The 19,169-nt window shown below is 40.1% G+C and carries 20 protein-coding genes; 14 read left to right on the forward strand and 6 right to left on the reverse strand.

The features are described from left to right. Nucleotides 1-15: 15 nt before the first annotated feature. Nucleotides 16-930, reverse strand: coding sequence for a T9SS type A sorting domain-containing protein (locus tag HY841_09900; GenBank protein MBI4931064.1), 915 nt, complete (start codon nucleotides 928-930; stop codon nucleotides 16-18). Between the two features lie 279 nt (nucleotides 931-1,209). Between HY841_09900 and rsmG the strand changes: the two genes are divergently transcribed. Continuing rightward, complete coding sequence (gene rsmG / locus HY841_09905) at nucleotides 1,210-1,851, forward strand: 16S rRNA (guanine(527)-N(7))-methyltransferase RsmG (protein ID MBI4931065.1); 642 nt, start codon at nucleotides 1,210-1,212, stop codon at nucleotides 1,849-1,851. Here the strand turns inward: rsmG and HY841_09910 are convergent. Together HY841_09910 and HY841_09915 are read right to left on the reverse strand one after the other, a co-directional pair. Next, the gene (locus HY841_09910; GenBank protein MBI4931066.1) at nucleotides 1,841-2,371 is read right to left on the reverse strand and encodes a hypothetical protein; all 531 of its coding nucleotides are present in this window, start codon (nucleotides 2,369-2,371) and stop codon (nucleotides 1,841-1,843) included. The two genes, rsmG and HY841_09910, sit on opposite strands and share 11 nt — an antisense overlap. A gap of 10 nt (nucleotides 2,372-2,381) precedes the next feature. After that, nucleotides 2,382-4,190, reverse strand: a complete 1,809-nt coding sequence (locus HY841_09915; protein ID MBI4931067.1) for an ATP-binding cassette domain-containing protein — start codon at nucleotides 4,188-4,190, stop codon at nucleotides 2,382-2,384. Nucleotides 4,191-4,355: 165 nt separating this feature from the next. On the opposite strand from HY841_09915, the gene rpmH reads away from it, so the two are divergent. The 7 genes from rpmH to HY841_09950 all read left to right on the forward strand — a co-directional run bounded on the left by rpmH (nucleotide 4,356) and on the right by HY841_09950 (nucleotide 8,764). Continuing rightward, nucleotides 4,356-4,514 carry a 50S ribosomal protein L34 gene (gene rpmH, locus HY841_09920; GenBank protein MBI4931068.1) on the forward strand — a complete coding sequence of 53 codons (159 nt, stop codon included), beginning with the start codon at nucleotides 4,356-4,358 and terminating at the stop codon, nucleotides 4,512-4,514. Nucleotides 4,515-4,556: 42 nt separating this feature from the next. Continuing rightward, on the forward strand, nucleotides 4,557-5,075 hold the full coding sequence (locus tag HY841_09925) for a DUF177 domain-containing protein (protein MBI4931069.1): 519 nt from the start codon (nucleotides 4,557-4,559) through the stop codon (nucleotides 5,073-5,075). Between the two features lie 29 nt (nucleotides 5,076-5,104). After that, nucleotides 5,105-5,290 carry a 50S ribosomal protein L32 gene (rpmF, locus tag HY841_09930; GenBank protein ID MBI4931070.1) on the forward strand — a complete coding sequence of 62 codons (186 nt, stop codon included), beginning with the start codon at nucleotides 5,105-5,107 and terminating at the stop codon, nucleotides 5,288-5,290. A 90-nt stretch (nucleotides 5,291-5,380) separates the two neighbouring features. Then, the gene (gene plsX, locus HY841_09935) at nucleotides 5,381-6,325 is read left to right on the forward strand and encodes a phosphate acyltransferase PlsX (protein MBI4931071.1); all 945 of its coding nucleotides are present in this window, start codon (nucleotides 5,381-5,383) and stop codon (nucleotides 6,323-6,325) included. A gap of 79 nt (nucleotides 6,326-6,404) precedes the next feature. Continuing rightward, on the forward strand, nucleotides 6,405-7,400 hold the full coding sequence (locus tag HY841_09940) for a ketoacyl-ACP synthase III (protein ID MBI4931072.1): 996 nt from the start codon (nucleotides 6,405-6,407) through the stop codon (nucleotides 7,398-7,400). Between the two features lie 6 nt (nucleotides 7,401-7,406). After that, nucleotides 7,407-8,132 carry a DNA repair protein RecO gene (recO, locus tag HY841_09945; GenBank protein ID MBI4931073.1) on the forward strand — a complete coding sequence of 242 codons (726 nt, stop codon included), beginning with the start codon at nucleotides 7,407-7,409 and terminating at the stop codon, nucleotides 8,130-8,132. Nucleotides 8,133-8,176: 44 nt separating this feature from the next. Beyond that, nucleotides 8,177-8,764 carry a T9SS type A sorting domain-containing protein gene (locus tag HY841_09950; protein ID MBI4931074.1) on the forward strand — a complete coding sequence of 196 codons (588 nt, stop codon included), beginning with the start codon at nucleotides 8,177-8,179 and terminating at the stop codon, nucleotides 8,762-8,764. A 12-nt stretch (nucleotides 8,765-8,776) separates the two neighbouring features. Here the strand turns inward: HY841_09950 and HY841_09955 are convergent, their stop codons facing one another. After that, the gene (locus HY841_09955) at nucleotides 8,777-9,841 is read right to left on the reverse strand and encodes a dipeptide epimerase (GenBank protein ID MBI4931075.1); all 1,065 of its coding nucleotides are present in this window, start codon (nucleotides 9,839-9,841) and stop codon (nucleotides 8,777-8,779) included. A 51-nt stretch (nucleotides 9,842-9,892) separates the two neighbouring features. On the opposite strand from HY841_09955, the gene HY841_09960 reads away from it, so the two are divergent. Further along, complete coding sequence (locus HY841_09960) at nucleotides 9,893-10,420, forward strand: hypothetical protein (GenBank protein MBI4931076.1); 528 nt, start codon at nucleotides 9,893-9,895, stop codon at nucleotides 10,418-10,420. Nucleotides 10,421-10,584: 164 nt separating this feature from the next. On the opposite strand, the gene HY841_09965 is transcribed toward HY841_09960, so the two are convergent. Both HY841_09965 and HY841_09970 read right to left on the reverse strand, forming a co-directional pair. Beyond that, the gene (locus HY841_09965; GenBank protein ID MBI4931077.1) at nucleotides 10,585-12,027 is read right to left on the reverse strand and encodes a hypothetical protein; all 1,443 of its coding nucleotides are present in this window, start codon (nucleotides 12,025-12,027) and stop codon (nucleotides 10,585-10,587) included. 35 nt (nucleotides 12,028-12,062) lie between these two features. Continuing rightward, nucleotides 12,063-13,790, reverse strand: a complete 1,728-nt coding sequence (locus HY841_09970) for a hypothetical protein (GenBank protein ID MBI4931078.1) — start codon at nucleotides 13,788-13,790, stop codon at nucleotides 12,063-12,065. Between the two features lie 103 nt (nucleotides 13,791-13,893). On the opposite strand from HY841_09970, the gene HY841_09975 reads away from it, so the two are divergent. The 5 genes from HY841_09975 to HY841_09995 form a co-directional block, all read left to right on the forward strand. Then, a complete protein-coding gene (locus tag HY841_09975; protein ID MBI4931079.1) occupies nucleotides 13,894-15,369 on the forward strand; it encodes a proline--tRNA ligase in 1,476 nt (491 codons plus the stop codon). Nucleotides 15,370-15,657: 288 nt separating this feature from the next. Then, a complete protein-coding gene (locus HY841_09980; protein ID MBI4931080.1) occupies nucleotides 15,658-16,446 on the forward strand; it encodes a thiazole synthase in 789 nt (262 codons plus the stop codon). Nucleotides 16,447-16,507: 61 nt separating this feature from the next. After that, nucleotides 16,508-17,065 (forward strand): transposase, encoded by a 558-nt coding sequence (locus HY841_09985; GenBank protein MBI4931081.1) that lies wholly within the window; start codon nucleotides 16,508-16,510, stop codon nucleotides 17,063-17,065. Nucleotides 17,066-17,116: 51 nt separating this feature from the next. Continuing rightward, nucleotides 17,117-17,752 carry an MBL fold metallo-hydrolase gene (locus tag HY841_09990; GenBank protein MBI4931082.1) on the forward strand — a complete coding sequence of 212 codons (636 nt, stop codon included), beginning with the start codon at nucleotides 17,117-17,119 and terminating at the stop codon, nucleotides 17,750-17,752. 91 nt (nucleotides 17,753-17,843) lie between these two features. Further along, nucleotides 17,844-19,169 (forward strand): tetratricopeptide repeat protein (locus HY841_09995; protein ID MBI4931083.1); only part of this gene is annotated, 1,326 nt, incomplete at its 3' end.

The raw sequence follows: 19,169 nt of genomic DNA on the forward strand, positions 1-19,169 counted from the left end.
GCCACTAAGTGCATATTATTTTTGAATAATAAGTTTGCCGGATTTAATTACTGTATTGCTTTCATCCGATACAGAATAAAAATACAGCCCGTCAGGAAGAGTATTTACATTCACCACATGCGTTGCCTTTCCTATGTTTTCTTCTGCAACTTTTCTTCCGGTTACATCATACAACATAAAAAGCGCCTTTGAGTTCAATTCGTTTTTGATTACAAAATGGTCAACTGCAGGATTAGGTCCTATTGTTAACTCAAACTGTTCTTGTTCGGCTACAGCCGTTGAAGGATTAATAACCAATGCTAAATCATCAACAAAAAGAGTGCTTCCGATACTCGCAACAAGTCCATCATTATTACTTGAAGATAACAGCCACATGGAATTAGCAACCGGATTTGTGGAGGCAGTGTAAACCAATGGAGCGGAAAACCATGTGTAAGCACCCACAGTAGTAGTAGGCGTAGCAAAGCCGCCTCTTGCAATAGTGTCTGCATTGTTGGCTGCTGATCCAAATAAAAGAAATTGTATATACCCATTTTCTCCGCCCTGAGGAGTGTATTTGTACCATCCGGTAATGCTGTCAGGTCTTAACGTATAAGGAATGCCACCTGTAAGCGCACCGGTGATTGAAGCAGGAAGCGTACCTGTAGTAGCAAAGCCGGGAACTAATACATTAAAAGGTGCGCCAATTTGTTTAGTAATCAATTTTATGGCATAGGTTCCACTATGCTTGTCCACACCGCTTGCTTTAATGCAAGTGAAAGTTCCAAGTATGTTGGTCTGCGCATTTGCCGTATTCCAATTATCAGGCTGCTCATAACTGGGAAAACCTTGGGTTGTCCATGCTTCAAATCCCGGATTGGGCGTTGCCTGAGCCCAAAGACCTGTGATAGAAACTGAAAAGATTGAAATGAGGGTAAAGATTTTTTTCATTTGAATTATTATTAGTTGTTGTTACGTTCTTCAATTTTCATTGTAAAGAAACAAAATTCTCTTAATGCCACAAGTTATATTGCAGTATATATTAGAAACCTAATTGGCTCTTTTAACCGTTAGCCAATGAGTTGAATTGTAAAACAACCATCCTTCCTATAAGAGAAATCTTATTTGGCAGAGACTCACAGCAAGTAAATTACGCCATAATTTAGTTGTCTATATCAAGATTCTTTGATTACCATTCAAAGTAGTATGTTTGCCATACACCATCGTTAAATGAATAATCCGCAAATAATTCATAGCTATTTTCCGAATCTTTCTGAGAAGCAAAAAGAACAGTTTGCAAAACTTGGAGGATTGTATGCAGATTGGAATTCAAAAATTAATGTCATCTCCCGAAAAGATATTGATAATTTTTACGAGCGGCATGTGCTTCATTCGCTGGGTATAGCCAAAGTAATTTCATTCAAACCTAAAACAAAAATTTTAGATGCCGGAACCGGAGGTGGTTTTCCGGGAATTCCGCTGGCAATATTATTTCCCGAATGCGAATTTCACCTGGTTGATTCTATAGGCAAAAAAATAAAAGTGGTGAATGCTGTTACAGAAAGTTTAGAATTAAAAAACGTAAAAGGAATCTGGAGCCGGGTGGAAGAACTGAAAGAGAAATATCATTTTGTTGTGAGCCGTGCCGTGGCTGAACTTTCTGAATTTCAGAAATGGGTGAAAGGCAAATGCCTTTCAGAGAGTTTCAATGAATTGAAGAATGGAATTCTGTATTTAAAAGGAGGAGAAATTGAAGAGGAAAAGAAAAGGATTAAGGTTGAGGTTAAGGAATTTAATTTGAAAAATTATTTTTCCGAAGAATTTTTTGAAACTAAAAAAGCAGTTTACATCTCAGCGAATCTTATTCCTTGAAATTATCCAGCAGTTTAAGTTCTTCTTTTATTTTATCGTTCCATTTTTTCACTGCGATCATAACAACGCCTTCACCGGTTTCATCTCTGTAATCGTTGGTTTCTTCTGTTATGTTTTCTGCCTCAGTATTGTATTTTTCCCGAAACTCCGCTTCAGGATTTAAACCGAATTTTGTTTCGCTGAATTCTTTGCGAAGTTTTCTCGCATGAACTTCGTAGATGTCAAACAATACCTGGTAATACAATAATTCATCTGCAGTTTTCGAAGCCGGTGCAATCCAGGATTTCTTTTTATCCCACACCGCGGCAATTTTAAATTTAGTTTTCTTCAGCGGGTTTGGTTTTTCATAATTTGCCTGAAGCAGGCAAAATGCTTCTCCGCTCATTCCTTTTTTTTCTTTGCCCTTAAAATCTTCCCATGAAAGAGGTTTGGTTTCTTGCCAATGAATGGTATCGTTCAAATTTTTTGATTGAGAAAAGATTACAGAAGGGAATAACAACAGGAGGAAAAGGTTTTTCATAAACTGTTTTTTAATTCAACTCAAACTGCAATTTACTCAAACTCCTGTAAAGTCCGTCTGTAATGGCAATGAGTTCTTCATGCGTGCCGCTTTCTTTCACTTCGCCTTTGTCGATCACAATTATTTTATCGGCTTTGCGGATGGTGCTTAGGCGGTGAGCAATTACAAGGGAAGTTCTGCCTTCCATCAGTTTGTCTAATGCTTCCTGCACAAGGCGTTCGCTTTCGCTGTCAAGTGAAGAAGTGGCTTCGTCTAATAATAGTATGGAAGGATTTTTCAAAACTGCTCGCGCGATGGCGATGCGCTGCCTTTGACCTCCGGATAATTGAACTCCTCTCTCTCCTACTTTTGTTTCAAATTTATCGGGAAAACTTTCAATAAAATCCAGCGCGTTTGCTTTTCGTGCCGCATCTTTTATTTCTTCTAATGTGGCGTTTGATTTTCCATAGGCGATATTTTCTTTTATGCTTCCTCCGAACAATAAAACATCCTGCGGAACAATTGCCATTTGAGAGCGAAGTTCGGTGAGTGAATACTCCTGGACGTTTTTTCCATCAATAATTATTTTTCCTTTATCGGGATTATAAAAACGCAAAATCAAATTAGTGATGGTAGATTTTCCTGCACCGCTGGGTCCGACAATCGCAATGGTTTCTCCTTTATTCGCTTTGAAGGAAATATTTTTGAGGACAGCAAAATCTTTGCGTGACGGATAAGAGAAAGAAATATTTTCAAAGGAAACTTCTCCGTTAAATCTTTTGGAGGAACTGGTTGCCTGACTGTTCATCTCGATGTCCTCAATAGGTTCGTCCAGCAAATCAAAAACCCTTTCTGTTGCTCCAACAGCTCTTTGAATCTGTGCGTATTGTTCGGGCAAACCGCCAATGGATGCCGCCACCATCACCGTGTAAAACAGGAAAGACACCATAGCTTCCGGCTGAATCAGTCCTTCCACTTTCATTTTCACCACATAATAGATGAGATAAACTATTCCGCCTCCGAGGCAAAATATGATGAACGAAAAAAATGAACCTCTTGCCAATCCGCCTTTGATTGCCTGCTTTACAATTCTTAATGTTGTACTTCTATACCGTTCGTTTTCGTGTTTCTCATTGGTAAATGCTTTTACATTGGCTATTCCCTGTAAGGTTTCTCCCACAATGATATTTGAATCAGCCACACTGTCCTGTACACCTTTGGAAATCTTTCTAATCTTTCTTCCAAAGAAAACTGCCAGAAGGGCAAGTACAGGAATAATGGCAAGCATCATCAATGCCAGTCGCCAGGAAGTAAAACATATTATGCCGATTCCGCCTACAATTATCATGCTCTGGCGGATGAATTCCGCAATGCTGGTTGTGAACGTATCCTGTATCTGAGAAATATCAGCGCTCACGCGGCTGTTCAATTCAGAAACCTGCCTGCTTGAAAAAAAACTCATTGGCATACGAATAAGGCGGTTATACGTTGCCTGCCTTAAGGTTGCGAGCATATTTTCCGTCACGTTTACAAAAAGTACCACACGGAAAAATGAAAACACCGCCTGGAAAGCGAAGAGTATAAGAAGCTGGAATCCTACTTTATTTGCAATCTGAAGAAGTTGTTCGTTTGAAGTCCCGGTTCTTCCGATCAGACCCATCATGTCACCCATCAGTTTAGGAAAAATGAGTCCTGTGCTTCCTGTTCCGATAAGGAAAAGCATTCCGACAACAAACTTCCATTTGTGCGGACCTATGAATTTGAAAATGCGGGTTGCCCTGCGAAGTGATTCTTTGTTGAGTTTCGCTTTGGGGAGTTCTTCTTTTTTAGCTGTCGCCATAAGGGTGGCAAATGTATTTGAAAAAAGGCACTAGTTGAAAAACATTTTTATCTTTGCGTCCCTTTAACAAAACTGATTACACCGATAATAATAATCGATTACACTGATAATGCATTTATCTGTGTAATCAAAACTAAATCAGTGCAATCCAAAATGTAATTAGATATGAAACGCACATTTCAGCCCTCACAAAGAAAACGCAGGAACAAGCACGGATTTCGCACGCGCATGTCAACTCCTAACGGGCGCAGAACTATCAGAGCGCGAAGAAGAAGAGGCAGAAAGGCCCTCACTGTTTCAAGCGAGAAAAGGCATAAACGCTAATCATTGTGATAATTTTTTTCACGATTCTTATCCTTAATCCAAGTGAAAAAACTCAGCAATCCATATTTAATTCCCTTCGCAGGTTTAAAAAGCGGAGAGCATAATTTCGATTATGTAATTGACGATACTTTTTTCAAAGAGCGGGAATATTCTGAAGTGCAGCATGCAAAGATTAAAACGAGCATAACGCTCAGCAAGGAAATAAATCTTTTAGTATTTGATATTAAAATGGAAGGAACCATCAACGTAATGTGCGATAGATGCGGAGATTATTTTGATTTGCCTGTATGGGGAGAAAATAAACTTGTGGTGAGTTTGACTAACGATAAATTTGAAAACGAAGCGGATATTCTTGCCATACCGATTGATTCATCTGAAATTGACATATCCCAATATCTTTACGAATATGTTTCTATGTTGCTTCCGCAAAGAAGAATTCACACGGATAAGAGCGGGTGCAATCCTGAAGCGCTGAAGATATTGAACAAACTTTCTGAGAAAAAAGGAGAAGAAAATATTGACCCAAGATGGGAAGCTTTAAAAAATATTAAACAGAACTAATAATTCATAATTTCTAATTTCTATCTACCATGCCAAATCCAAAACGAAGACACTCAAAAAGCCGCAGCCGCAAACGCAGAACACATTACAAAGCAATTGCTCCAACACTTACAAACTGTTCTAACTGCGGAGCTCCCATCCTCATGCACCGCGTGTGTCAGGACTGTGGTTACTATCGCGGAAAACAAGTGATTGAGAAAACAATCGCAGCATAAAAATGGAATGATGGAAGACTGGAAGTATGGAAGAATAGGGATGTTCCCAACCTTCTAATTTTCAAACTTTCCATTCTTCAGCTTTTCACTATGAGAATCGGACTCGATGTAATGGGCGGTGACCACGCACCCAAAGCGATGATTGCAGGCGCTGTGCTTGCGATAAAAGAATTTCACCGAGGCGTTACGCTTGTTTTGATTGGCGACAAGAAAAGAATTCACGAAGAGTTAAAAAAGTTTGACATTCCTTCCGACAAATATGAAATTGTTCATGCGCCCGATGTAATCGGCATGGGAGAATCTCCCATCAGGGCATTTACGCAAAAACCACATTCAAGCATTGCCATCGGCTATCATCTGCTGATGGAGAAAAAAATTTCCGCCTTTGCCAGCGCGGGAAATACAGGCGCGATGCTCGTTGGCGCGATGTATTCCATCAAAACCATTCCTGGCGTGATTCGCCCTTGCCTCACTTCCATTCTCCCGAAAGAAAGCGGAAAAGTTGGTGTGCTGCTGGATGTTGGTGCGAACGCGGATTGCAAGCCGGATGTGCTTTATCAGTTTGGAATTCTCGGTTCGCTTTATGCAGAACATGTGTATGGTTTGAAAAATCCGAAAGTCGGGCTGATGAATCTTGGAGAAGAAGCAGGAAAAGGAAATTTAGTTTCACAAGCGACTTATGATATAATGAAAACTACCAAACAGTTTCACTTTATCGGAAATGTGGAAGGAAATGATTTGTTCAACGCAAAAGCAGATGTGGTGGTATGCGAAGGATTTGTTGGCAATGTCATCATCAAACAGGCGGAATCAATCTTTGAAATTATGAGCAAGCGCCATTTGCTCGATTCATTTTTTCATCGCTTCAACTATGAAATTTACGGAGGCAGTTCCATTCTTGGTGTGAATGGAGCAGTGGTAGTCGGTCACGGCAAATCAAACGAAGTGGCAATAAAGAACATGGTTGTGCTCGCGAAAAATGTTGCTGAGACAAAACTTTCTGAAAAAATAAGAAACGCATTTGAATATGTTTAATGCCTCACCACAGACCTCGCCTCAAGGTGAGTGGAAAAAAACTAACTTAGCTCCCAACATTAAACCTTAAATTTCAAACTTGAAATTGCAAGCTTGTATAACTGCTGTTCACGGATATGTTCCGGATTATGTTCTTTCCAACGAGGTGCTGGAAACCATGGTGGATACTAACAGCGAATGGATTGAAACAAGAACGGGCGTTAAGGAAAGAAGAATCCTAACCGGCAAAGGACTCGGCACCTCCGATATGGCAGTGGAAGCCATAAAATGCTTGCTGAAGAAAAAAAATATTACTCCCGAAGAAATCGACATGATAATTGTAGGTACGGTTACGCCCGATCACATTTTTCCTTCCACGTCAAATATTATCTGCGATAAATTGGGCGCTAAAAATGCCTGGGGCTATGATATTTCTGCTGCTTGTTCAGGATTTCTTTTCTCTCTCGAAACGGGAAGACAGTTCATCGAAACAGGTAAATACAAAAAAGTAATTGTTGTGGGCACAGATAAAATGTCTGCGATTGTAGATTACTCGGATCGCGCAACCTGTATAATTTTTGGCGATGGTGCCGGTGCTGTTCTTCTCGAACCCAACACAGAGGGTTTCGGAATTGTTGATTCTATTCTTCGCGTGGACGGGAGCGGGAAAAAATATCTTTTCCAGCAGGGAGGAGGTTCCGTTCAGCCGCCAACCTTGCGTTCTGTTGCCAACCGCGAACATTTTATTTATCAGGAAGGGCAGGCGGTTTTCAAATTCGCAGTGAAAGGAATGGCTGACGTTTCTGCGGAAATCATGGAAAGAAATAATCTGAAAGGTGATGATGTGGCATGGCTTGTTCCGCATCAGGCGAATAAAAGAATCATTGACGCCACTGCAAACCGAATGGGAGTCAGCTCAGAAAAAGTAATGCTCAACATTCATCGTTACGGCAACACCACATCAGGAACAATTCCTCTTTGCCTGTGGGATTACGAAAAACAAATGCGCAAAGGAGACAACATCATTCTTTCTGCATTCGGAGGAGGTTTCACCTGGGGCGCTATATATATGAAGTGGGCGTACGACACAAAATAATTTCCGATGCTTCACAAAACACGAGGCATTGTTCTCCGCACCGTTGATTATTCTGATACCAGCATCATTACAAAAATTTACACCGAACAATTCGGCATTCAGAGTTATTTAATAAAAGGAGCGAAAAGAAAAAAAGCTTCAGTAAAATCAAACTTATTTCAGCCGCTTTCTCTTTTGGAACTTGTAGTTTATAAAAAAGAAAGCAAACAGTTGCAAACTCTGAAAGAAGCAAAGCCTGAAATTCATTTTATTTCCATTCCTGGCAAACCTGCGAAAACCTCTATTTTATTTTTTTTGAATGACGTGTTGTTGAAATGTCTTCACGAAGAAGAAAACAATTCTGAATTATTTTCCTTTCTTCATGAAACTATTCAAACACTCGATTTGGCAGAAAATAGTTTCAGTAATCTTCATTTGATTTTTCTTGTCCGACTTTCGCGCTTTCTTGGATTTTATCCACAAGGGAATTTTTCTGACATGAACTCTTTTTTTGATTTGCGGGAAGGAAAGTTCATCAGCACAGAATCGCCTCATCATGATTATCTTACAAAAGACAACAGCAAGCTCTTGAGCAAACTTATTCTAAGCAACTATTATTCGATGGAGAATTTGATTTTATCAGGAAAAGAAAGAAAGTCCCTGCTTGATATTCTTCTTAGATTTTATGAGTTACACCTATCGCACATGGGACGCATTTCATCTCATAAGGTGCTGGAACAGATTTTTGTCTGAAACTTTATTACTTTTGTAGACATAAATTTTTTAAACCCCCATCTATGAAAAAAGTTTACATCATTATTACATTTTTGTTAGTTACAATTTACGTTCATGCACAATCTGTTATTGTAATTACTGCAGCAAATTTTCAATTTACTCCTTCCGCCATTACAGCAACTTGCGGGGACACGATTAAATGGCAGTGGATAAGCGGCTCTCACACCACTACTTCAATATCCGTTCCTGCGGGAGCAAGTTCATGGAATCAACCGCTTACAAGCGTAGCAACGACTTATTCTATGGTAGTGACTGTTCCCGGAAACTACAGCTACCAATGCACACCACATGCTCCCAACATGGCGGGAACCATTATAGTTGTTTGCACAAACAGCGTTGCTTCTGTTAACAACGGTTTTTCTTCTTCGGTTTACCCGAATCCATTTTCAAGTAAACTCTTTGTTGAATTTTCAGATGCAGATTTGATTTTTATCTACAATGTTGTAGGAGAAAAAATTAAAACCATTACCTTATCAAAAGGACAAACCAAAGCGGAACTTAACGCTACTGACCTAAGAGAAGGAATTTATTTTTGTTGTATACTCAAAGAAGGAGTTGTTATTGAAACGAGAAAGATTGTAAAGAATTGATTGCCTTCCCACCTAACTCCTCTCCTCAAGGAGAGGAGAAATAGGTTTTACTCCTATTCCCGGCAAATCATTAAGGATAATTTTTCCTTCGGAGAATTTTATTCCGTCAAAATAATCTTCTTTGATAAGGAGTGGTCCGTCAAGGTCAATCCAATCAACAAGCGGAGCGATTTGCGCTGCAGCAGAAACTGCACAGGAAGTTTCAGACATGCAGCCGAGCATGATTTTCATTCCGTATTTTCTTGCCTGCAAAATCATTTTGCGCGCTTCATTCATACCGGTGCATTTCATCAGCTTAATATTTATACCGCTATAAATTCCCTTTGTCCTTTCTAAATCAGAAAGTCTTTTTACAGCTTCATCCGCAATAATGGGAACGGGGGAATTTTCTGTGAGCCAGGCGATATCGTCAATTTGTTCTTTCGGCATGGGCTGTTCGCAAAAAAGACATTTTCTGTCTGCGAGCCAGTGAATAATGTCCAGCGCAAAATGTTTATCTGTCCATCCTTCATTAGCGTCAACAAAAAATTCTTTTTTAGTATGTTTTTGAATTTCTTCTATGATTTTTTTATCGTCAGAGGAGCCGAGTTTTACTTTAAGAAGTTTATATTTCTTCGCCTCCTCTATTCTTTCCCGAATTCCTTTCGGGTTGTCAATAGGGATAGTATACGCTGTGAAAAGATTTTTATTTATATCTACTCCGAAGATTTCATGACAGGGTTTGTTCAGAAATTTTCCAAGTAAATCATGAAGAGCAATGTCAACAGATGCTTTGGCGGCATTGTTTCCTTTTTCAATCTTATCAACTTCAGCAAGAATCATTTCAATGTCATTCAGATTAGACAATTTTTGCTCAGAAGGAACACATTCTGAAAAATGTTTTTCTACTTTCCCTAAAAATTTCAAAACCGTTTCAAGAGTTTCTCCTATATAGGGAGGCACGGATGCTTCTCCATATCCTGAAAATCCTTTATGTTCCAATCGTGTAAATACAACAGGAGTGGAATCCCTGCTTCCGTGTGCGATGGAAAACGGGCGTTTGAATTTTAATATATGAGGAACAAAAGAAAGTTTCACTACGAAATAAAATTGTAAGTTTGCCTTCACAAAACAACAACAAAAACAGATATGAAGAAAATATTTTTATTCATCACGGGCGCATCTATCCTTGCCGCTGCTGGATGCGGAAACGGAAAAAAAGATGACAATGCAAATGTTGGAGTACCGCAAGGCATGGTTGCCGCTGACTTAAGTTCAACAGGATTGTCCATTCTTATTAATGTTCCTGACTCAACAATCGGACCGCTTGAAATCATGGAGAATTCACAAGGTGGTGCAGATGTGAAAGTGGGCAAGAATTTTAAGATGACCATCACAGAAGGTGCTGGCGATTTTGCCATGAAGAAAAACGATATCACCCATGATGACATAAGAAAATTTGTAAAATACCTGGTTGAAGACCCGAATGCACTCGTGTGGGAATGGCAAATTGAAGGTATGGAACCCGAGTTTCATTTTTATACAGTGGTAAAAGCAGGAGAGAAATCTTTTGAAGTGCACGATGTGGAGGGAGAAATTTTTTCCGAAAAAGCCGCTACGGATATGCTCAATGCCGCAAAAAGCATACGCATGAAAGCACCCAAAGCAGAATCGTGAATAAGTCATTCCGAACTTGTTTCGCAATCTTTTAGATGCTGAAACAAGTTCAGTATGACAAAAAATAAGAAAGGCGGTCGCGAAATTTCGGACCGCCTTTTCTTTGACCAAACAAACAACCTGCGTCCCGATAACTGTCGGAACCACTGCAGGAATTTTTCAATTTAGAATTTAAATCCCAATGTCATCAACACGCTTGAACTTGTTGATTCGTTCACCGAAGGGCTGGTGATAGTGGCATCATAGAAATAATAATTATCTCTTGATTGCGAAAGAACATAAGCAAAATCAAGAAAGAAGTTTTCTTCTCGGAAACCAATTCCCGCTGAATAATCAATGCGCGAACCATCGTTGCCTACACCTTTTTTGAACGGACTGGTGTAGTAGGCAACACCTCCTCGGATGCTCAGCGGAGCTAGTTTCCATTCTGTTCCGAAACGGATGTTGCTGCCTTCCATATATTTTTCACGGATGGCTTTGTTTTCATTGATGTATTTATATTTATCGGAACGGAGCGTTGCTGAAGGATAGTCCACAAACTCATAGTCTGCGCCAATCAACCCGATTTTTTTAATCACGAATCCAATGCTTCCGATGGTGCGCATGGGAGTTACAAGAGAATAATCATACAATCCCGTTGGTGATTCGGCAGTATAAGAACCAGAAGTGAAATTTGTTTTCATATCGCTGCTCCAGTCATCGTGCATTTCAAAATAAGATGGGGAATGAAGCGCGCCTCCTATACGAACCCAATCAATGGGTTTGTAAATCATTCCGAACTTGAAATTAAAACCAACGCCTGTTGTGCGAGAATCCTGATTCAGTTCAAAAGATTGAAACCCATTCAACGCAGTGCTATCGCCTTTTTCCATGTAAGTAGATTGTTCCTGATAGCGGATATGCGGAATTCCAATCGTTGCGCCAAGAAAAAGTTTGTCACTATAATTTCCTCCAAGCGTGAAAATTGTTTCGCCCATGGAACCGCTTGTAGTAACTGCTTTGCTCTGCTCTTCTCCGCTGCTTCCCTGAAAGTGGTGCCAATAATTTCCAAGAGTATCTCCCCATATGGCATTTGAATTCAGCGCCAGCTGCGTTCCGAACTGATCCATAGCACTGGTATCACCGCCAACACCCATTGCATCAGATACATAAAGGTCAAGCAATGAGTTGTTGGAATTTTTTCCGGTCATTGAAATCCGGTTGTTGAAATTGTTCAACCGGTTGTACCCGAACCCGAACATCACTCCTTTCCATGCATTTTTTGTTTCAGGTTCATAATAAGCAAGAACAATTCCGGCATTGCTGAAGTTCACATTGTATTTGTAATCATCCAGTGAATTGCCTTTGAAGTCGGAAGTTGTTTTTTGGTTGAAGAACGAGGGCGTGAAAGTAAATTCGCTTCTTCTATAAATTGCGATGCCAGCCGGATTAATAGACAGCACTGAAAAATCTCCGCCCAATGCTCCGAAAGCGCCCGCCATGGATGTGAAGCGTGCTGTTCCTCCGTATTGATGCTGGGAATATCTCAGCGCGTCAATTTCGTTCTGGGAAAAACTGAGTGCTGATAACAACACCCCTCCCACGGCAAGCATGAATTTATTTTTCATATGCTTAGTTTTTTTGATTTCTGTATTAAGAACTTTTATCTGTGTTTGAATCCGCCTGATGAACCACCTGATGGTTTTGAAGAGCCGCCAGAACTATGGCTGCTGCTGCCACCACCACTGCTTCCGCCTGAAGATTTTGGAGCGCTGAAGTTTTTCGGAGCATCATAGCTTTTAGGCGTGCTGTAGTTGTTGTTCTTTGGAGTATCATAGTTCTTTGGAGTGCTATAGTTTTTAGGGGTGTCATAAGTCTTTGGGGTGTCATAACTTTTCGGAGCATCGTATGACTTGGGTGTATCATAATTCTTGGGTGCATCATATGATTTCGGAGTGTCGTAGCTCTTTGGCACATCATAACTCTTCGGTGTATCATACGATTTAGGAGTATCATAATTCTTAGGCGTATCGTACGATTTTGGAGTGTCATAATTCTTTGGTGCATCATAACTCTTTGGCGTGCTGTAGGTGTTTGGGTTCATGGGGCGCGGATCGCTGGTAGAAGAGTTTCCTGAAGTATTGCCTTTCCCGCCAGTTGTTGTATTTGTCGGAACAGGAAGGTTGTTTAAGTTAGAGTTGTTGATTGAAGTTCCTGAATTATGCCCAACGGTTCCGCCACTTACTGCCGTAGGCAATGTGTTGCTATAGGAATCAGGATTACTATGCCCGACCACTCCACCGCTAACTGCTGTGGGTAAAGTATTCGCATTCGGATTTCCTGAAACAGAAGCTCCATTATGTCCAACTGTTCCACCGCTTACTGCTGTAGGGAAAGTGTTAGGGTTAGGATTTTCTGTAACAGAAGAATTGTGACCAACCGTTCCTCCGCTTATTGCAGTAGGATTAACATTTGGATTCATAGGGCGCGGAGGAGACATTCCACCGGTAGTTGTAGGATAATGCACGGGCGTGAATCCTGTTTCCATAGCTATTGCGTTCTCAAATTTTATTCCGTGCGGAGTGGTTGCATTTCCATTTGAATAGGTGTTGCTTGTATGCGGACCATAATAATATCCGCTGTTGTCGTAACTGTTGTAGTAATAATTGTTCGCCTGTCCATTATAGTATCCGTCATTGTAGCCGTTCCAGTAACCATCCCAGTAGCCGTTGTTGTATCCGTTATTGTATCCCCAGCCATAACCATGACCATAGCCCCAGCCGTTTCCGCACCAGCCGCCATCATTATAACCCCAGCCGTGGTTCCATCCCCAGCCGCAACCGCCATATCCCCATCCGCCACCGTAATTCCATCCATTGTAACAATAGGATTGAGGATAATAGTTGTAAGAATAATAGCTGGGTCCCCACCATGGATAGCCGAGATAAACACTCAGTCCCCACTGAAAAGGATTTCCGGAATACCAGTAAGAGTTAGTATAATAATTATCGTAATAACCATAATTGGAAACAGGGTGATAAAATCTTCTCATGCGTGTTGCATATTCGTAATCATAATAATCATCTGAATTAAAATCGCTGTCGTAATATTTGTTGGTGATGTAGGTGTTGCCCTTTTCATCCTGTTCCACAGCCGTGCTGTTGGGCTGCCTTTCTTCCTGAGAAGTATATTGATTGGGATCCGAAGTTTTTTGTTCGGGAGGTGCAACAACAGTAGTTGTGTTTTTGTTTTCACTTACCGTTTGTGTTTGCACGGGTTTATCCTTTGCAGATGCATACACATCATCGCTGTAAGTGCTTGCAGTTTGCTGCATGGAAGAACAGCTGCTTAAAAGAGCTGTTGCAACGAAGAGATTGATTAAAGTTTTCATGATTCTTATTTTTTTAGTTTTGCGTCTGATTACAAAGATACTTTATGATTTGGATTTTACAAACATCGTACCACAATTGTTAATTTCTGTTAATAAGCAATAAATGGCTAAAGATTTACCAAAAAGAAGCGAAAACTACTCCGAATGGTACAACCAGATCGTTATTAAAGCTGACCTGGCGGAGCATTCTGCCGTAAGGGGCTGCATGGTCATCAAGCCATACGGGTATGCAATTTGGGAAAAGATGCAGGCAGCACTTGATAAAATGTTCAAGGATACCGGACATGTGAATGCTTACTTTCCGTTGTTTGTTCCTAAAAGTTTTCTTGAAAAGGAAGAAGGCCATGCCGAAGGGTTTGCCAAAGAATGTGCGGTGGTTACGCATTATCGTTTGAAAGCAGACCCGGATCATAAAGGAAAACTGATTGTTGATAAAGACGCAAAACTGGAAGAAGAATTAATTGTGCGTCCCACTTCGGAAGCAATTATCTGGAATACGTATAAAGGATGGATTCAATCCTACAGAGATTTGCCGCTACTGATAAATCAATGGGCGAATATTGTGCGGTGGGAAATGCGCACACGTTTGTTTTTGCGCACTACTGAATTTCTCTGGCAGGAAGGTCACACCGCACATGCCACAAGGGAAGAAGCAATCGTTGAAACAGAAAAAATGCTGGGGGTGTATGCTTTCTTCGCAGAAAATTTTTTAGCGCTTCCGGTTTTGAAAGGAGCGAAAACAGCGAATGAAAGATTCGCGGGCGCGCTGGAAACGTATTGCATTGAAGCGCTCATGCAGGATGGCAAAGCATTGCAGGCAGGCACTTCTCACTTTCTCGGTCAGAATTTTGCAAAAGCATTTGATGTAAAGTTCTCCAGCAAGGAAGGAAAACTAGATTATGTATGGGCAACTTCATGGGGAGTTACCACACGGCTGATTGGCGCGCTTGTGATGGCGCATTCGGATGATGAAGGATTGGTGCTTCCTCCGAAACTTGCACCGATACAAGTGGCTATCATTCCGATTTATAAAACAGAAGAAGAACTGAAAATGATTTCAGAAAAAGTATTGCAGATAAAAAAAGAACTTTTGGCAAAAGGGATTTCAGTGAAGTATGACGACAGCGACAAGCGTTCGCCCGGCTGGAAGTTTGCGGAATATGAATTCAAAGGTGTGCCTGTAAGGATTGCGATTGGTCCGCGCGATATGCAGAACGGAACGGTTGAAGTGGCGCGCAGGGACACACGCGAGAAAATGGTGTTGCAGCAAACCGATCTTGTAAATAAAGTAGAACATTTGCTTGAAAATATTCAGAGCAATCTTTATCAGAAAGCGATTTCGTTCCGCGAGCAGAATACCATCAGCGTGGATACGTATGATGAATTTAAAAAAGCGGTGGAGAAAGGCGGATTCATTCTCGCGCACTGGGACGGCACTTCTGAAACCGAAGAAAAAATAAAAGAAGAAACCAAAGCCACCATCCGCTGCATTCCGCTTAACAATAAACAGGAAAGCGGCAAGTGTATTCTAACGGGAAAGCCATCATCACAAAGAGTGGTGTTTGCGGTGGCGTATTAAAACAGGTTTGGGTTAGCCGTACTAATCATTGGGTTAGCCATTCTAACATCTGGGTTAAGCATCCGAAACAGTGGGTGTTTAAGGGGGATGTCAAAGAGAGGGGCAAGGGAGATGTTTTTTCATGTAAAATCAACTGTTGAACACACGAAATCCCTTCCTTGTTGAAGACTCTAAATATCCTGTTGAAGCATGGTCATCCCCTATACCTTTATACCCTTATACCCCTATACCTTTGAAGATGCTGCACCATTCGTATCATTTGTATATTAGTATCGCTAAATCAGAAACATGAGCAAATTAAAAATAGCAGATAAGATTTTTACTTCCCGCCTGTTCACCGGCACCGGCAAGTTCGGTTCAAGCGCATTGATGGAAGAAGCCCTGCTCGCTTCCGGCTCAGAACTTGTTACGGTGGCGCTCAAGCGAATAGATACTTCAAAAGTTTCTAAAACTTTTGAAGTATACGAGGATGATATTCTGAAACATCTTTCTCATCCGCAATTCAATCTTCTGCCTAACACATCAGGAGTGCGTACTGCCCGCGAAGCAATTTTTGCCGCTCAGATGGCTCGCGAAGCATTAGAAACAAACTGGCTCAAATTAGAAATCCATCCAGACCCGAAATATTTATTGCCCGACCCTATTGAAACTCTCAAAGCCGCAGAAGAATTAGTGAAACTCGGATTTATTGTTCTTCCTTATTGCAATGCAGATGCTGTGCTTTGCAAACGACTGGAAGAAGCCGGATGCGCTGCCGTGATGCCGCTCGGCTCTCCCATCGGAAGCAACAACGGCTTGCAGACAAAAGCAATGCTCGAAATAATTATTGCTCAAAGTAAAATTCCTGTAGTGATAGATGCCGGCATCGGAGCGCCTTCTCACGCTGCCGAAGCAATGGAAATGGGAGCAAGCGCTGTGTTGGTGAACACCGCCATTGCCGTTGCAAACGATCCCGTGCAAATGGGAATCGCTTTCAAACTTGCTGTAGAAGCCGGGAGAATGGCTTATGAATCAAAAATGGGAAACAGAAAAAAAACTGCAGAGGCAAGCAGTCCGCTTACCGCTTTTCTGGATTAACCACCAAACTACAAAAGTTTTCAAAACTTTTGTAGTTTGTGCCTGCAAGCATACTTTAAAAATGGAAGAAGAAAAATTTTACCATATTTTTAACAGGGGAAATAATCGAGAAAATATTTTTAAAGAAGAAGACAACTATTATTATTTCCTAAAACAATATGAAAAATATCTTTTAAATACTGTTGATACGTATGCGTATTGTTTAATGCCCAATCATTTTCATTTGCTGGTACAAATAAAAAAAATCGAAAACAAAACCTCAAAAGCTTTATCACGCCTAACTCCGGCAGAAAAGGCATTTAAAGATTTCTTCATCTCGTATGCTAAGAGTATAAATAAAAAATACGGACGCACAGGAAGTTTGTTTCAGTATAAGTTCAAGAGAAAAGAAATCAAGGACGAAATGTATTTAAAGAAGTTGATTTTATATATTCATCAGAATCCCGTAGCGGCTGGTTTTTGCGAACAGCTGCATGAATGGAAATTTTCCTCCTTTCATGCTCTTTTATCCGACTCTCCTACAAAACTCATGCGAAAAGAAGTTATAGATTGGTTCGAAGACAAAGAAAATTTTATTTATTGTCATAAAAAATTAGTAGAGGTATATGAAGATTATTAAAACACTTCAAAAGAAACATCATACTTCAAAAGTTCTTAAAACTTTTGAAGTATGAAAATTCAGAGTTTCGCCTTTAATCCCTTTGAAGAAAATACATATATATTGTTTGACGAAACAAAAGAGTGCGTCATCATTGACCCCGGCTGCAGCAATCCATCCGAGCAGCAAGAGATTGCTCAGTTTATCAAAGATGAAAATCTGAAACCCGTAAAACTCCTCAACACCCATTGCCATGTTGACCATGTGTTAGGAAATGCGTTCATCGCGAAAAAATATAATCTTCAGCTTGAAATTCATAAAGGAGATTTAGAAATACTTCATTCTCTTCCGCAGGTGTCGCATCTCTACGGATTGAATGCGGATGAATCCGTTGAGCCCTCTGTTTTTCTGAACGAAGGAGACAAAATAAAATTCGGAAATTCAGTTCTTGATATTCTTTTTATTCCCGGACATTCCCCGGGAAGTATCTGCTTTGTTTCACACACTGATAAATTCATCATCGGTGGTGATGTGCTTTTCTACGGAAGCATCGGCAGAACAGATTTGCCGGGCGGTGACCACGAAGCGCTCATCTCAAATATAAAAACAAAACTTTTTTTGCTTGACGATGACTTTACTGTTTTCACAGGGCATGGCAACGAAACTACTATTGGCTTTGAGAAGAAGAACAATCCTTTTTTAATTTAGCAGTCTCATGCGCTTTTTTCTGAAAACAATATTCCCGCTGCTTTTTCTTTGCGTTCAGTTTTCCTATTCACAAAACAGCAAAACCGACAGCTTGGAAAAACTTCTTCTTTCCGAAAAACAGGATACGCATTGCCTTTCTCTCATGAATGAACTTTGCAGGGCGTATAAAAATATCGGCAAAACCGACAGTGCAAAAAATTATGCGAATAAAATAATTTCTCTCGCTGAACAATTGAGCTCGAAGAAATATAAATCTATCGGACTTCAGAATCTCGGGCTTATACATTATGAAAACGGTGAGTATGAAAAAGCAATTCGGGTTTACCTGGATGCGCTCAAAATAAAAGAAGAAACAAAAGATACTACAGGAATTGCATTTGTATTGAATAATATCGGATTGGTGTATCAGGCGCAGAACAAATTGAAAGACGCACTGGATTATTATCAGAAATCAAAATCAATCATCGAACAATCTGAAAATAAAAACTACGAAAGCTTGCGGGGATTGAGCAACACCTATAATAATATCGGCTTGATAAATTATTATCAATATCATTTTGATACAGCTATCGTTTGTTTGCAAAAGGGGCTGGAGCTCAGGCAAGAAATAAATGATCAGCAAAAAATTGCCGAGTCATACACCAATATCGGCAATGTTTATTTTATGAATAAGGAGTATAGGAAAGCCATTCAGTATTATTCCGAATCATTAAACATGGTGGAAAAACTTGGTAATAAAAGAAATATTGCCTTCCTGAATCTCAATCTCAGCGAGTTGTATGATTCTATAGGAAATTTTTCGGAAGGATTCAGGCTCCTTGATACGGCTCTAGCATTATCTCAGGAAATAAATGCAAAAGAACTTATGAAAGAATGTTATGCGCGCCTTGCTTCCATGTATTCGCAGAAAGAAGATTATAAAAACGCCTATGAGTTTCATAAAAAATATTCTGATATAAAAGACACCATCCTGAACGAGGAGTCCTCCAAACAGATAGCCGAAATGCAAACCAAATACGAAACCGAAAAGAAAGAACAGCAGATTACACTTCTGAACAAAGACAAAGAATTACAGGATGCTCAGTTAAACAGACAGAAAATAATAATCTGGTCAGTTGCTGGAGGATTGTTGGTTGTGCTGATACTTTCAGTTTTTATTTTTCGTGAAAGAAGAAAATCAGAAAAGCTTTTGTTGAATATTCTACCGGTGGAAACTGCAAGAGAACTTAAAGTGAATGGTAAAGCAACAGCAAGACATTATGAAAGCGTAACCGTCATGTTCACCGACTTTAAAGGATTCACAACAATTGCGGAGAAATTATCGGCTGAAGAATTAGTAAGCGAACTGGATTTTCTTTTCAAAAAGTTTGATGAGATTATTTCTAAATACAACATAGAAAAAATAAAAACTATCGGA

This window comes from Bacteroidota bacterium (genome assembly GCA_016213405.1).
Lineage (GTDB): Bacteria > Bacteroidota > Bacteroidia > Palsa-948 > Palsa-948 > Palsa-948.